Annotated in this window: 15 protein-coding genes; 5 read left to right on the top strand and 10 right to left on the bottom strand. The window is 65.1% G+C overall.

The window, feature by feature from the left end; translation table 11 throughout:
• Positions 1 to 869 (bottom strand): DMT family transporter (locus EN990_RS17395; protein ID WP_164766120.1); only part of this gene is annotated, 869 nt, incomplete at its 3' end.
• 92 nt (positions 870 to 961) lie between these two features.
• On the opposite strand from EN990_RS17395, the gene EN990_RS17390 reads away from it, so the two are divergent.
• Positions 962 to 1,888: a LysR family transcriptional regulator gene (locus EN990_RS17390; RefSeq protein WP_127385314.1), complete on the top strand. Its 927-nt coding sequence runs from the start codon at positions 962 to 964 to the stop codon at positions 1,886 to 1,888.
• Positions 1,889 to 1,927: 39 nt separating this feature from the next.
• Here EN990_RS17390 and EN990_RS17385 read toward each other — a convergent pair whose 3' ends face one another.
• Positions 1,928 to 2,470, bottom strand: coding sequence for a hypothetical protein (locus tag EN990_RS17385; protein WP_245469190.1), 543 nt, complete (start codon positions 2,468 to 2,470; stop codon positions 1,928 to 1,930).
• A gap of 170 nt (positions 2,471 to 2,640) precedes the next feature.
• On the opposite strand from EN990_RS17385, the gene EN990_RS17380 reads away from it, so the two are divergent.
• Positions 2,641 to 2,874 (top strand): DUF2093 domain-containing protein, encoded by a 234-nt coding sequence (locus tag EN990_RS17380; RefSeq protein WP_013532341.1) that lies wholly within the window; start codon positions 2,641 to 2,643, stop codon positions 2,872 to 2,874.
• Here EN990_RS17380 and lpxK read toward each other — a convergent pair.
• The 6 genes from lpxK to EN990_RS17350 form a co-directional block, all read right to left on the bottom strand.
• Positions 2,871 to 3,896, bottom strand: coding sequence for a tetraacyldisaccharide 4'-kinase (lpxK, locus tag EN990_RS17375; RefSeq protein WP_127370300.1), 1,026 nt, complete (start codon positions 3,894 to 3,896; stop codon positions 2,871 to 2,873). The two genes, EN990_RS17380 and lpxK, sit on opposite strands and share 4 nt — an antisense overlap.
• Position 3,897: 1 nt before the next feature.
• Positions 3,898 to 5,214, bottom strand: a complete 1,317-nt coding sequence (gene waaA / locus EN990_RS17370) for a lipid IV(A) 3-deoxy-D-manno-octulosonic acid transferase (RefSeq protein ID WP_013532343.1) — start codon at positions 5,212 to 5,214, stop codon at positions 3,898 to 3,900.
• A complete protein-coding gene (locus EN990_RS17365; RefSeq protein WP_013532344.1) occupies positions 5,211 to 6,002 on the bottom strand; it encodes a lysophospholipid acyltransferase family protein in 792 nt (263 codons plus the stop codon). Before EN990_RS17365 ends, waaA begins: the two co-directional genes overlap by 4 nt.
• Positions 6,003 to 6,007: 5 nt before the next feature.
• Complete coding sequence (locus tag EN990_RS17360; protein ID WP_013532345.1) at positions 6,008 to 6,253, bottom strand: DUF4170 domain-containing protein; 246 nt, start codon at positions 6,251 to 6,253, stop codon at positions 6,008 to 6,010.
• A gap of 103 nt (positions 6,254 to 6,356) precedes the next feature.
• Positions 6,357 to 7,160 (bottom strand): 3'(2'),5'-bisphosphate nucleotidase CysQ, encoded by an 804-nt coding sequence (locus EN990_RS17355; protein ID WP_013532346.1) that lies wholly within the window; start codon positions 7,158 to 7,160, stop codon positions 6,357 to 6,359.
• Positions 7,147 to 8,490 carry a TldD/PmbA family protein gene (locus EN990_RS17350; protein WP_013532347.1) on the bottom strand — a complete coding sequence of 448 codons (1,344 nt, stop codon included), beginning with the start codon at positions 8,488 to 8,490 and terminating at the stop codon, positions 7,147 to 7,149. Before EN990_RS17350 ends, EN990_RS17355 begins: the two co-directional genes overlap by 14 nt.
• Positions 8,491 to 8,656: 166 nt before the next feature.
• Between EN990_RS17350 and EN990_RS17345 the strand changes: the two genes are divergently transcribed.
• A complete protein-coding gene (locus EN990_RS17345; RefSeq protein ID WP_127266861.1) occupies positions 8,657 to 9,073 on the top strand; it encodes a VOC family protein in 417 nt (138 codons plus the stop codon).
• Between the two features lie 23 nt (positions 9,074 to 9,096).
• Here the strand turns inward: EN990_RS17345 and EN990_RS17340 are convergent, their stop codons facing one another.
• Positions 9,097 to 10,347 carry an FAD-dependent oxidoreductase gene (locus EN990_RS17340; RefSeq protein WP_127388338.1) on the bottom strand — a complete coding sequence of 417 codons (1,251 nt, stop codon included), beginning with the start codon at positions 10,345 to 10,347 and terminating at the stop codon, positions 9,097 to 9,099.
• 112 nt (positions 10,348 to 10,459) lie between these two features.
• Entirely contained in the window at positions 10,460 to 11,500 is a 1,041-nt protein-coding gene (gene epmA, locus EN990_RS17335; protein WP_127369475.1) for an EF-P lysine aminoacylase EpmA, read from the bottom strand.
• A 117-nt stretch (positions 11,501 to 11,617) separates the two neighbouring features.
• Here epmA and efp point away from each other — a divergent pair, with 117 nt between their 5' ends.
• Together efp and EN990_RS17325 are read left to right on the top strand one after the other, a co-directional pair.
• Complete coding sequence (gene efp / locus EN990_RS17330; RefSeq protein WP_013532351.1) at positions 11,618 to 12,187, top strand: elongation factor P; 570 nt, start codon at positions 11,618 to 11,620, stop codon at positions 12,185 to 12,187.
• 179 nt (positions 12,188 to 12,366) lie between these two features.
• The gene (locus EN990_RS17325) at positions 12,367 to 12,909 is read left to right on the top strand and encodes a dihydrofolate reductase family protein (protein ID WP_064994145.1); all 543 of its coding nucleotides are present in this window, start codon (positions 12,367 to 12,369) and stop codon (positions 12,907 to 12,909) included.
• Positions 12,910 to 12,921: the final 12 nt, after the last annotated feature.

Here is a 12,921-nt window from a genome sequence, read left to right as displayed (position 1 = left end):
ACACCGCCCAGCGCCAGCGCGCCGCCGATTATGCCGAGCAGCGTGGGAACTTCGCCCAGCCAGAAGAAGCCGATCAGCGCGGACATCGGCGAGACCAGATAGAGGAAGTTGGAGGCACGTGCCGCCGGCAGACGCGACAGCGCGGTCGCCCAGGCGGCATAGGCGATGAGGCTGGGCACGATGCCGAGAAAGATGACGGCGCCGAGGCCTGCTGTGTCGGCGACCGCCGCCTGCGAAAAGGCCGACGGCAGGAAGGGCGCCAGGCATAGTGCGCCGAGCACCATGTTCGAAGCCGAAATGGTCAATGGATGATGGCGGGCAAACAGCGGCTTCTGGACGATGGTGTTGACGGCCGAGCACAAGGCCGAACCAAGCACCAACAGAGCACCGGTGTTGAACGACAGGCCATGCCCGTCGGCCATGGCGATGATGCCTATACCGGCGAAGGAAATCACCGTACCGATCCAGGCCACGCCTGAGAAGCGCTCGCCCAGCAATGCCATCGCCATGATGGCGGTGAAGATCGGGCTGACATTGATGATGAAGCCGGCGGCACCGGCCGAGACGGTCAGTTCGCCGAAATTGAGCATGACGGTGTAGAGCGCGACGAAGATGGCGCCGCCAAAGACCAGGCGCCACGCTTCGTCGAGCCTTGGCAGCGCCGGGCGCTTGACGGCCAGGAAGATCGCCGCCGGCACAGCGGCGATGGCAAATCGCAACGCACCCAGTTCCAGTGGGCCGAAGGCGGCGAGACCGGCTCGGATAGCGGGAAAGGCGGAGGCCCAACCAACCACCGTCAGCGCCACCGCGATGGCTGCCGTGGTGTCCATTCGCTGTGTCGAATTCAACGTGCCCGTTATCTCGCTCATCTCACCGCCCTCGTATTTCTTCGGTCCTGAAAGGCAGAAAACGCCTTTTCACCCCGGTTGACAAACGACGAAATCGAGGATCACCTGTGACTATGGATCACAGCTCGGACACAATGGTGCCGCTCGAAACGCTGCGCGCCTTCGATGCGGCGGCGCGGACAGGCAGCTTTTCAGCGGCCGCCGAAAAGCTCAATATCACCCATGGCGCCGTCAGCCGGCAGATCGCCAAGCTCGAGGACTGGCTGGGATTGAAAGTCTTCGACCGTGGTGCGCGCGGCGTCTCGCTGACGATCGAAGGCAACAGGCTGCATCTGCGCACGGCGGAAGCCTTTGCGCTGATATCGACCCATTCCGACCGCTGGGTCGAGCCCCGTGGCACGGCGGTGGTGCGGCTGACCTCGATCCCCTCGGTCAGCGGACTGTGGCTGATGCCGCGCATGGCAGCGCTGGAAAACAATCCCTCGAAGCTGCGCATCGTGCTCGATGTCGACATCCGCCAGGCCGACCTTGCCGATGAAGGCATCGACCTCTCGATCCGTTGTGGACGCGGCGGCATTCCGGGCCGCATCTCGGTGCAGCTTTTCGAGGAACATGTCTTCCCTGTCGCGTCACCCGAGCTTGCCCGCGAGATCGGCCGCGGCGACCCTGCCCGGCTGCTCAAATATCCGCTGATCAACGATTCCGACGCGTCGGCCTGGCGCGCCTGGTTTGCCGCGCAAGGCATGGATTACCGCCCGCGCCCGCAGGACCGCCGCTTCGAAGACTACAATCTGGTGCTCGACGCCGCCGCCTATGGGCTCGGCATCGCGCTGGCCCGCCCGCCGCTGACCGGACATCAATTACAATCGGGCCGCATCACTCCCGTCGATGAGCGCACAGCCCTCAACCCGGTATCCTACTGGCTCGACCGGCCGATGGGGCGGCCGCGTGCCGCCGCCGCCGACCTCGCCCGCCGCATCGCAGCAGAGGCCGGGCTGGCCCAGGAAAAGATCGAGGCGTTTATCGAAGTCGAGCGATAGGCCTTCCGGACCTATATGTAAAACCGGCCGATTCGAAGCTCAGCGAAGCAACAACAAAACGAACCCAAGGATCACCGCTCCCAGCAAACCGGCCATTATCGAAACAAAGCCAATTTTCACCAGCAACTGCTCAGGGTTCGGCACCGCACCATGGGATTGATTGGCCGGCCTGTACCTGCCCGCCGGCGTACCCAGGGCGGCAGCGTTGCGCGGGATTGGAGCCTGCGGCGGGATAAGCGAAAGCAATGACAGCCCCGCAACCCTGGCGGAGGCATTGTCATTGGCGGTTGTCGAAGGCGGCAAGAAGGCTCGCAGCGTTTCGGCTTCGGGTTTTGCCTTTCTCGCCACGACTGTTGCCAACGCCGCCTCTTCGCCCGTCTCAAGCTGGGCAAGATAGGCCTCGACGATGCCAGCGGATGCGATCTGCTGCGATTTGACGGCCATCGGCGCCGCCGGCAAAATCAACAGCGCCGGCGCTGTCTGCTGCGCGAGCAGAGACGGCGCCGGCGGTTGGACCAGCGCCTTGACCAGTGCCGTCATCACGGGATCAGCCTGCCCCAAGGGCACGGCTTGCGGCGTCATCACTTCCCTAAGCAGGGCGGGAAGACGAGTGGAGGAAACGTCCATTGCGGCCCACCAACAACATTTTTCCGCTTCACAATAAGCGTTCAGCATTGTCTCAGGCTTGTCTCATGCTTGACCTCGCCGGGAATTTATGGCGATGAAATCCTCATGAACCCTGGCGTCCCCGCATGATGAACCGTTTCGAAGGCCCCGGCGGCAAGGAAGCCCGCATCCGCTATCTGGATGGCGACTTCCAGGTTACCAGTCCCGGCGCGTTCGTGCGCTGCGCGGTGACAGGCGAAAGCATTCCGCTCGACGAGTTGAAGTACTGGAGCGTCGCAAGGCAAGAGCCCTATATCAGCGCCACCGCCTCGCTGCGCCGTGAAATCGAGATGCATCCGGAGCTGCGTAAGCGCAGTTAACCCTTCAGCTTGCGCTGGCGCCAGGCATCGAGCGTCTCGTCGATGATGCGCTCGGGAACGTGATCGAGTTCGAAGACCGTGTCGATCTCCAGCACCTCGAGCCGGTCGAGAAAGTCCTGTGAGGCGCCGTGGCGCAGCCGGGCGGCGTCCTTGGCGGTGGTGATGAGCACCAGCCCCTCAGTGCGTGCGGTCGCCGCCAACTCGGCAAGTTCGTCCTCCGCATAGAAATGATGGTCCGGAAACGGCCGCGTCAATGCCAGTTCGCCGCCGGCCTCGCGCACCGTGTCGAAGAATTTCTCGGGATGGCCTATACCGGCGAAGGCGAGGAACCGCTTGCCGGCAAGCCCTGCCTTGCCGCGTGGCTCTGTATGGGCCTCGAAGATCGCCCGGCCGGCGCGTGCCGCCTGGCGGACCACGCTGTCGGCGGCAGTGCCCTCGCCCATTTTCAACAACCCGCTGGTGAAAACCAGCTGGTCGACGATTTTGGCCCTGAGCGGCCCCCCCGGAATGACGCGGCCGTTGCCGATCCCGTAGCGCGCATCGACCACGACCAGCGCATAGTCGATGTGGATGCGGGCGCTCTGGAAGCCATCGTCCATGATCAGGAAATCGCAGCCATTCCGTTCCAGCAGCAGCCGGGCGCCGGCGGCGCGGTTCGGCGTCACCGCCACCGGCGCGTGTTCGGCGAGCAGCAGCGGTTCGTCGCCGACATGCCGGGCGCTGTCGTGGTCGATATCGACCACGTGCGGCTCGGCGAAGGAGCCGCCATGGCCGCGCGACAGGAAGCCTGGTTTCAGATGCATGCGCTTGGCCTGCTTGGCGAGCGCGATGGCCACCGGTGTCTTGCCGGTGCCGCCAACCGTGAAATTGCCGATGCACAGAACAGGCGCTTCGATCTTCTCACGCTTGGCCCGCCGCATGCCGCGGCCGGCGGCAGCCGCATAGATGGCCGACAGCGGCAACAGTGCCAGGACCCGCCAGTCCGGCTCTTCCCACCAGAATGGTGGTGCTTCCGAGGCCACGCTAGCGCCCGTTCGCGCCCTTCAGGCGCGACTTGACGACCAGCGGCTGGATGTAGGGCTCAAGCGATTTCAGCGTACGCGCCAGCGCACCGCGCATCTCGTCGACGGTCGCAATGCCTGCCGCCATCATCTCGTGGCGCGCCACTTCGTTGGTCAGGAGGAAATTGACGGCGCCGGCCAGCATGTCGCGATCGCGCACCAGCTTGGCGCCGCCGCTGTCGAGGAGACGCTGGTAGGCCTCGCGAAAATTCTGCACATTGCGCCCGGCGAGAACCGCCGTGTCGAGCATGGCCGGCTCCAGCGGGTTCTGGCCACCCTCGGAGGTCAGCGAGCGGCCGACGAAGGCTATTTCCGTCAGCCGGAGATAGAGCCCCATCTCGCCGATCGTGTCGCCAAGCAATATGTCGGTGTCGGCCGTGATCCTGTCGCCCTTGCTGCGCCGCGCGACTTTCAGGCCCATGCCGGAAATCTGCGCCGCAAGCGCCTCGGCTCGATCGGGATGACGCGGAACGACGATCGTCAGAAGACCATGGTGGCGCTTGTGCAGCGTCGCGTGGACTTCAGCCGCGACCACTTCCTCGCCGTCATGGGTCGAGATCGCCGCCCAGGTCGGGCGCGTGCCTATCTGCCGCCGCAGTGTCGCCAGCGCCCGTTCGTCGACCGGCGGCGGCGACGTGTCCACCTTGAGGTTGCCCGACACCGTCACCGGCCGCGCGCCGAGCGCGAGAAACCGCTCGCCATCGACATCCGACTGCGCCACGACATGAGCCAGGTTCTCGAACAGCGCCTCGGCGATGTTGGCCCGTTTCTTCCACGATTTGAACGAGCGGTCGGACAGCCTGCCATTGACCAGCACCTGCGGCACACGGCGCGCGCCAAGCTCGAGGATGGTCATCGGCCAGATCTCGGATTCGGCGATGATTGCCAGATCCGGCTGCCAGTGATCGAGGAACCGGCTGACCGCCGGCTTGAGATCGAGCGGTACATATTGATGGATGATCCGGTCACCGAGCCGCTCGTCGGCGACCTGCGCAGAGGTCACCGTGCCGGTCGTCAGCACGATGTTGACGCCATAGTCGAGAATGCTTTCGACCAGCGGCACGACGGCTATGGTCTCACCGACGCTCGCGGCATGGATCCAGATCACCGGCCCGTCGGGGCGCGCGCGGCCGGCGACGCCATAGCGCTCGCGGCGGCGGTAGCGGTCTTCCTTGCCGCGCGAGGTGCGCCAGGCAACGTAGGGCCCGACCAGCGGATAGGCTGCCGCACCCGCGAATCGGTAAGCCGACAGCATGGCCCGTGCCCAGCGGCCGCTCATCGCGGAGCATCCACGAGACGGTAAGCCTCGGCGGTCGCGGCATTGAGCGCTGTCGTCACTTCCTGGCGCTTGCGCTCCATTTCGGCGTCATCGGCGCCGGCCGCCACGAAGATCGGCTGGCCGATGACGATCGACGAACGGCCGAACGGCAGGTTGATGGTGGTCTTGTCCCAGCTCTTCTCCAGCACCTTGCGGCGGCTGGTGGTGATGGCGACGGGCACAAGCGGCCGGCCCGAGAGGCGAGCCAGGAGAACGATGCCAAGTCCTGCGTCTCGCGGCGTGCCGTGCGGAATATCTGCGATCATGGCGACGTTCTTGCCGACGGCGAGCGACTTTTTCAGGGCGATAAGCGCTTTTGCCCCACCCTTGTCGAGGTGCCTGGCATTTTCCCGCCCGCCCGAGCCGCGCACCGCCTCAATGCCGAATTTTTCCAGCATCAAGGCGTTGAGCTCGGCATCGGCGCTGCGCGAAACCATGGCGACCAGCGGCTTGCGCTTGGGATAATAGGCAGGCGTCAGCAGATGCTGGCCGTGCCACAAGGCGATGATGCCAGGCTCGAACTCGGTATAGGCACCGCCCGAAAACCGTGCCGATCCCTCGACGACGCGATTGGTGAGGCGCACGAAGCGGACGAACTGGGCGAACAGGCTGGCGATGGCGTTCTTGACGAATCGCGACTGCGCAAGCGGTTGGCGAATCTTGCGCCAGAAGGCCTTGGTCGTGCGGCTGCGTCCCCTGCCCGTGGGCGCGGCATCGCTTGCTGGCCCTTTCGCCAGGTCATGCTCCATCGAAGTCAACCGGCAGCCTTGTTGTCGGGGTCCAGCAGCCGGTGCAGATGAACGACGAAGTAACGCATGTGAGCGTTGTCCACGCTGGCTTGCGCCTTGGCTTTCCACGCCGTGTGCGCGGATTGATAGTCGGGATAGATGCCGACGATGTCGAGCCCGTCGAGATCGCGGAATTCGGTGCCGCCAAGCTTCTTCAGTTCGCCACCGAACACCAGATGCAAAAGCTGTTTCTTTCCGTCTTCCGCGGCCATGTCGGTCCTTCACATATCGTGAGTTTGTCACAGGTCTAGACCAAAGCCGCCGACTTTGGAACCTTTAGGGCGAGATGAATTCATCTCGCCGGGGAAAACGCTTTCACGTGTCCAGACCGGCGATGACGCCGGCGAGCACGGCCAGCAATTCACCGCTGCCGGCAGCAAGGGCGCCGTGACGAGTCACCTCGCCGGCATAAAGTGGAGCGCGGCCATGCTGGTCGAGCAGCTGGCCGCCGGCCTCGCGCAGGATGAGGTCGGCCGCTGCAATGTCCCAGTCATGCGCGTTCGGCTTGACGAAAGTGGCGTCCAGCGCGCCATTGGCGATCATGGCCAGCCGATAGGCGAGCGAAGGGCTGTAAGGCGCCCGCTTCAGCCGCGCCTGCCATTCGGCAGGCATCAGGTCGGTCAACTGCTTCAGCCCGGAAATCTCGGCCGTTTCCGCCAGCTTGCGAACCGCAATGCGCTTGCCGTTGCGGAAAGCACCCTGGCCGGGCAGCGCCCAATAGGTCTCCTCCATCGCCGGGCATTCCAGCACGCCGGCCAGCGTGCGGCCATGTTCGACGACGGCGACGCTGACGCACCAGGTGCGCTGGCCTTCCAGGAAACCGCGCGTGCCGTCGATCGGGTCGACGACGAAGGTGCGGCGTGCCGAAAGCCGGACCGGATCGTCAACTGTCTCTTCCGACAGCCAGCCATAATCCGGCCGCGCCGCCAGCAATGTTTCGCGCAGATAGGCGTCGGCCGCGTGGTCGGCCTCGCTGACCGGTGATGTGCCGCCCTTCATCCAGACTTGCGGGCTGTTGCCGAAGTAGCGCATGGCGATCACCCCCGCCTCGCGGGCGGCATCGCGCAGCAGCGGCAAGTCTTCGGTGGCTCCGGCAGTGGTCAGGTCATGCTCCGGCAAGGGTCATGCCTTCGATCAGGAGCGTCGGCGCCGCGGTGCCGAAATTGCGGTCGAGGTCATCGGCCGGCACCATGTTGAGGAACATCGTCTTCAGGTTCGAGGCGATGGTGACCTCGGCGACGGGATAGGCCAGTTCGCCATTCTCGATCCAGAAACCGGAAGCGCCGCGGCTGTATTCGCCGGTGACCATGTCGACGCCCTGGCCGAACACCTCGGTGACGTAGAAGCCGGTCTTGAGCGATTTGATCAGCTCTTCCGGCGACCGCTCGCCGGGTTCGATGGCGAGATTGGTGGAGGATGGCGTAACGGAGGAGCCGCTGCGTGCGCCGCGGCCGTTGGTGACGAGGCCCAGCTCCCTTGCAGCCGAGGTCGACAGGAACCAGTGGTTGAGCACGCCCTTCTCGACCATCAACAGCTTTTCGCCCTCGACGCCTTCGCCGTCGAACGGACGCGAGGCCTGGCCACGTCGCCGGAGCGGCTCGTCGGTGACGGTGATGGCGGAGGCGGCCACCTGCTTGCCCATCATGTCGCGCAGGAACGAGGTCTTGCGCGCGACCGAGGCGCCGTTGATGGCGCCGGCGAGATGGCCGGCGATGCCGCGCGCGACGCGTGGGTCGAACACCACGTCGACCGGCCCGGTCGCCGCCTTGCGCGCGCCGATGCGGCGCACGGCGCGCTCGCCGGCCTTGCGGCCGATGTCCTCGGGCGCATCGAGATCTGCAAAATGCTGGCGCGAGGAGAATTCATAGTCGCGCTCCATGCCGGTGCCCTCGCCGGCGATAACGCTGGCCGAGCGCGAAAAACGCGAGCCGACATAGTGGCCGAGGAAGCCGTGCGAGGTGGCCAGCACCAGGCCGCCCAGCCCGGCACCGGCGCTGGCGCCGGCCGAATTGGTCACGCCCTTGACGGCAAGCGCTGCCGCTTCCGCCGCCAATGCGGCTTCCTTCAACTGGTCTGCCGACACTTCGGTGGCGTCGAACAGGTCGAGATCGCGCGTCTGTTTGGCGAGCAATGCCGGATCGGCCAGCCCTTGATAGGGATCCTGCGGCGACACTTTCGCCATCGCCACGGCGCGCTCGGCCAGCGTTTTCGGGTCGGACGCCGCTGTCGCCGAGACACTCGCCACGCGGCCGCCGACGAAAACGCGCAGCGCCACATCCTCGCTTTCGGAAGCTTCGGTAGCCTCGACCTTGCCGAGACGCACCGACACACCGGTCGAGCGGCCGCGCACGGCCACCGCGTCGGCGGCATCGGCGCCGGCCTTTTTGGCAGCCTCGACCAGGGCCGCGACGCGGTCGGTCAATTTTGCTGCGTCTGATATGTCGGTCATGCCTGAAATCCTGCTGGTGCGGCCGGTGTGCGGCCGTTGCCCACCCATCTATTGTTCCGGTCCGGCTTGTGCAATGGCATAGGCTTCAATCAAAATGCAGGGCGGACGGTTCAAACCGCGAACCCTGTGACGCAAAATCGGTTCGCAGCCTGCACGGAGCATTTCGATGACGCCTTTCCATCTCGCCTTCCCGGTCCGTGATCTCGATGAAACCCGCGTTTTCTATGGCGAGGTGCTGGGCTGCGCGATCGGCCGCTCGTCAGCGACCTGGGTCGACTTCGACCTCTACGGTCACCAGATGTCGGCGCATCTGCGGCCGCAGGCCGCACAGGCACCCAGTGACGGCAGGGTCGACGGCATTGTCGTGCCGATCCCGCATTTCGGCGCGGTGCTCTTGATGGACGACTGGCAGCGCCTGGCGACACGGCTGGAGGCGCGCGACGACATCGACTGGCTGGAACGGCCGATGGTCCGCTTCAAGGGCGAGCCCGGCGAACAGGCAACGCTGTTCATCCGCGACCCCTCGGGCAATGCCTTGGAATTCAAGGGCTTTCGCTCGCTGGAGCAGGTTTTCGCGCACTAGCTCAGATCGAGGGCATCCATCGATCAACGGCCGAAACGGCCCGCCGCGAAAGGTGCGAGCCGAGCCGGATCGCCGCGTCCGCCGATCAAGTTGGCGACCAGCCGCGCGGTGATCGGAGCCAGCGTCAGGCCGAGATGGCCGTGCCCGAAAGCATGAATTACGCGGGAGCTGCCGCGCGAAGCGCCGATGACCGGCCTGGAATCCGGCAGGGACGGCCGGAAGCCGAGCCATTGCGAGGCAGGCGAGCCGAGCCTGGGAAAAATTTGCCTGGCGCCACGGTCAAGCAGCGCCAGCCGGCGCGGATTTGGCGGCGCGACCAGGCCGCCGAGTTCGACGGTGCCGGCGACCCGCAAGCGGCCAGCCATCGGCGTCAGGTAGAAACCAAGATCGACGGGACAGACAGGTCGGTTGAGCAGCGGCGCGTCGGTCTGGAATTCCAGATGATAGCCGCGCTCGGTCTCGAGCGGAATCCTGTCGCTGGCCTGCGCGGCCAGTGCGCGCGACCGTGCACCGGCGGCGATCACCACCGTGCCAGCCTTGATGCGAACGCCGGGTCCGCTGAGCTGCACACCGTCAGCCTCGACCTGCAGCCCGGTGATCTCTGCCTGCTTCACCGATGCACCACGGGCACTCACCGCGCCCAGCAACCGCCGCATCACCATTGCCGGATCGGTGACATTGATCGAGTCGGGAAAATACACGCCATGCGCTGCTGTCGCCGGCAGGCCCGGCTCAAGCGCCGCCACCTCTTCGGGAGTCAGGACCTCTTGGTGGATGCCAAACGCAGCGCGCATTGCCCGGCCGCCGGCGCCAGCGGCAAAATCGCTCAAGCGGCGATAGAGGTAAAGACAGCCATTGCGGCGCATCTGGTCCTCCAGCCCGGCCTCCCCGACCATGTCTTCCCAGGCTGGAAGGGCGTCGGCCAGCAGTCCGGCGAGCGCCAGTGCATTGGCCCGGGTGGCCGCCGGCAGCGATTGCCGCATGAACCGAACGAGCCATGGCGCCAGCTGCAGCAGCGCCGGCCAGCGCAGCGAAAACGGGCTGTCGGGATCAAGCAGCAGCTTTGGCAATGCCCGCAGCACCGCAGGAGTGCCGACCGGCATGCAGGCATATTCGGCGATCGTTCCGGCATTGCCGAACGACGCGCCTGAGCCCGGCTCGTTCGGATCGATGAGCAGGACTTCGCGGCCGTCCGCGACAAGGCGAAGTGCCGTCGCCAGCCCGACAACTCCGGCGCCGACAATGGCGATTTCGACCGTTTCAGAAGCAGCCACTGTAGATCTTCCCGATTGACCTTGAAATCCAGTACCGATCATGTGGTCTCTTGGTTCGGGGTCACGGTCCAGTCTTGATCCCTGGAATCGAATAGGCCAGATCTTTCCGCCCTCAGGCGACAGGCGTCCAGATCACGTCCTCGATTTTTTGCGCGCCGGTCGCCAGCATCGCCAGCCGGTCGAAGCCGAGTGCGATGCCGCTGGCCGGCGGCATGATGGCAAGGGCTGAGAGAAAATCCTCGTCCAGCGGATAGCGCTCGCCATAGACGCGCTGCTTCTCGTCCATCTCGATAACAAAGCGCCGGCGCTGCTCGTCGGCGTCGGTCAGTTCGCCAAAGCCGTTGGCGAGTTCGACGCCGCAGCAATAGAGCTCGAAACGCTCGGCGAGGCGCGGGTCGCGCTGGCTCGGCCGCGCCAGTGCCGCCTCGGCGACGGGATATTCGCACAGGATGGTCGCGCGCCCCTGCCCGAGGAATGGCTCGACCTTTTCCACCATCACCCGGCTGAACAGATCGGCCCAGCTGTCGTCGGGCGCGGTGCGCAGGCCGGCATGGGTCAAGGCGGCGTGCAGCGCGTCGCGGTCGGTGCTGCCGTCGGCGGCGACCGTGGCCAGCAGGTCGATGCCGGCATGGTGGGCGAAAGCGTCCGCCACCGTCAGTCGTTCCGGCTCGGCAAACGGATCGCAGTCGCGGCCCCGGAAAGAGAAAAGAGTCGCCCCTGTCCTTGTCGCGGCCAGCGCCAGAAAGGCCGCACAATCCAGCATCAGGCTCTCATAGGCCTCGCCCACCCTGTACCATTCGAGCATGGTGAATTCGGGATGATGCAAGGGGCCGCGCTCGCGGTTGCGATAGACCGGACCGAAGCTGAAAATCCTGGTTTCACCGGCGGCGATCAACTTCTTGCAGGCGAATTCCGGCGAGGTGTGGAGATAGAGTGGCGCCCTTGCACCGTCCGGCCCGACCGCTTCCGTGGCGAAAGCCGCCAGATGCGCCTCATTGCCGGGCGAGACCTGCAGCGCCGCCGTTTGCACCTCGACGAAATCATGGGCGGCGAACCAGTCGCGCAGGCCGGCGGCGATGCCATTGCGCAGCATCAGCCGCGGGCGGCGGTCGGCGTGAACGTCAGGCGTCCACCAGGGCGAAGCTTCGGTCATGCGGCTCGGAACATGGTGGAAGGGGGCTGGCGGCGGCGGCCAAGATGCGGTAGGCCCCCATCCAGCGCCGCACTAGCCGGCAAACGCCAGTCAACTCTTCTTGCAGGATTTAAAACCGTGGTGAAAGTCATCGCCAGTTCGCTCCGCAAAGGCAATGTCGTCGACAAGGACGGCAAGCTTTATGTGATCCTCTTTGCCGAAAACATCCACCCAGGCAAGGGCACGCCGGTAACGCAGCTCGACATGCGCCGCATCGGCGACGGGGTGAAGGTTTCGGAACGCTACCGCACCACCGAGCAGGTCGAGCGCGCCTATGTCGAAGAGCGCGAGCACACCTTCCTCTACCGCGACGGCGAAGGCTTTCACTTCATGAACCCGGAAACCTACGACCAGGTGGCGGTGTCGGAAGCCGTGGTCGGCGACATGGCACCTTACCTGCTGGAAGGCATGGCCGTGCAGGTGTCGCAGTTCAACGGCATTGCCATTTCCCTGGTGCTGCCGCAGCGCGCCACCTTCGAAGTGGTGGAAACCGAGCCGACGACCAAGGGACAGACGGCCTCGTCGTCCTACAAGCCGGCCGTGCTGTCCAACGGCGTACGCACCCTGGTGCCCCCCCACATCGCGCCGGGCACCCGCGTGGTGGTGATGACGGCTGATGGGGCTTATGTGGAGCGGGCGAAGGACTGAAGACGAGCGGTGGGGTTACGGGTTTACCGGCCAGCCCTGCGTTTCACCAGGGCTCACCCTTGTCCTCTTCCGCTGTCTCCCCTTGAACGCGGCGCCTCCGCCCGCACAGCGATATTTTTCACGAAGCATGTCGCAAACACCCTGCGCGGTCCGTCCTTTGAGCGAAGAAGGAGAACGCCATGCGAAAACTTATCGTCACCGAATTCATTAGCGTTGATGGTATTGCCGAGGTCGAGAAGCTGCCAAGCGTGACCTGGAACGACGAGATGAACAGGTTCAAGGAGGACGAGCTTGCCGATAGCGGCGCCATGCTTTTGGGGCGCACGACCTATGAGATCTTTGCCGGCTCCTGGCCGACGGAAACCGGAGATTTTGCCGAACGGTTCAACGCGCTGCCGAAATATGTCGCGTCGAACAGCCTGAAGGCGCTCGACTGGAAGCCTGCCGAATTGCTGAAGGGACCGCTGCCGGAAGCGGTCAGGACGCTGAAGCAAGGCAGCGGCGGCAACATCTATGTGCATGGCAGCCTCAGCGTCGCGCAGGAATTGCTGCGCCATGGCCTGGTCGACCGCGTCAGGCTGCTCAGTTATCCCGGCACCGTCGGCCAGGGCAAGCCGCTGTTCCCAGGCGGCGAACCGGTGGCGCTGGAATTGATTTCTGCGATGCCATTCAGCAACGGCGTTGTGGCGCTGGAGTATGCGCCGGTGGCGGCGAAGTCGTAAATCGGTTGGAGC

The organism is Mesorhizobium sp. M7A.F.Ca.US.005.03.1.1 (assembly GCF_003997975.1).
Taxonomy (GTDB): domain Bacteria; phylum Pseudomonadota; class Alphaproteobacteria; order Rhizobiales; family Rhizobiaceae; genus Mesorhizobium; species Mesorhizobium ciceri.
The sequence above is the reverse complement of the archived record's forward strand: the minus strand, read 5'-3'. Positions and strand labels throughout refer to the sequence as shown.

Bases quoted from the DNA above. Each gene is read 5' to 3' on its own strand.
- EN990_RS17385 (WP_245469190.1), bottom strand. From the start codon at position 2,470: ATGACGCCGCAAGCCGTGCCCTTGGGGCAGGCTGATCCCGTGATGACG.
- EN990_RS17350 (WP_013532347.1), bottom strand. From the start codon at position 8,490: ATGACCGACATATCAGACGCAGCAAAATTGACCGACCGCGTCGCGGCC.
- epmA (WP_127369475.1), bottom strand. From the start codon at position 11,500: ATGACCGAAGCTTCGCCCTGGTGGACGCCTGACGTTCACGCCGACCGC.
- EN990_RS17360 (WP_013532345.1), bottom strand. From the start codon at position 6,253: ATGGCCGCGGAAGACGGAAAGAAACAGCTTTTGCATCTGGTGTTCGGT.
- waaA (WP_013532343.1), bottom strand. From the start codon at position 5,214: ATGAGCGGCCGCTGGGCACGGGCCATGCTGTCGGCTTACCGATTCGCG.
- EN990_RS17380 (WP_013532341.1), top strand. From the start codon at position 2,641: ATGATGAACCGTTTCGAAGGCCCCGGCGGCAAGGAAGCCCGCATCCGC.
- EN990_RS17390 (WP_127385314.1), top strand. From the start codon at position 962: ATGGATCACAGCTCGGACACAATGGTGCCGCTCGAAACGCTGCGCGCC.
- EN990_RS17345 (WP_127266861.1), top strand. From the start codon at position 8,657: ATGACGCCTTTCCATCTCGCCTTCCCGGTCCGTGATCTCGATGAAACC.
- EN990_RS17325 (WP_064994145.1), top strand. From the start codon at position 12,367: ATGCGAAAACTTATCGTCACCGAATTCATTAGCGTTGATGGTATTGCC.
- EN990_RS17365 (WP_013532344.1), bottom strand. From the start codon at position 6,002: ATGGAGCATGACCTGGCGAAAGGGCCAGCAAGCGATGCCGCGCCCACG.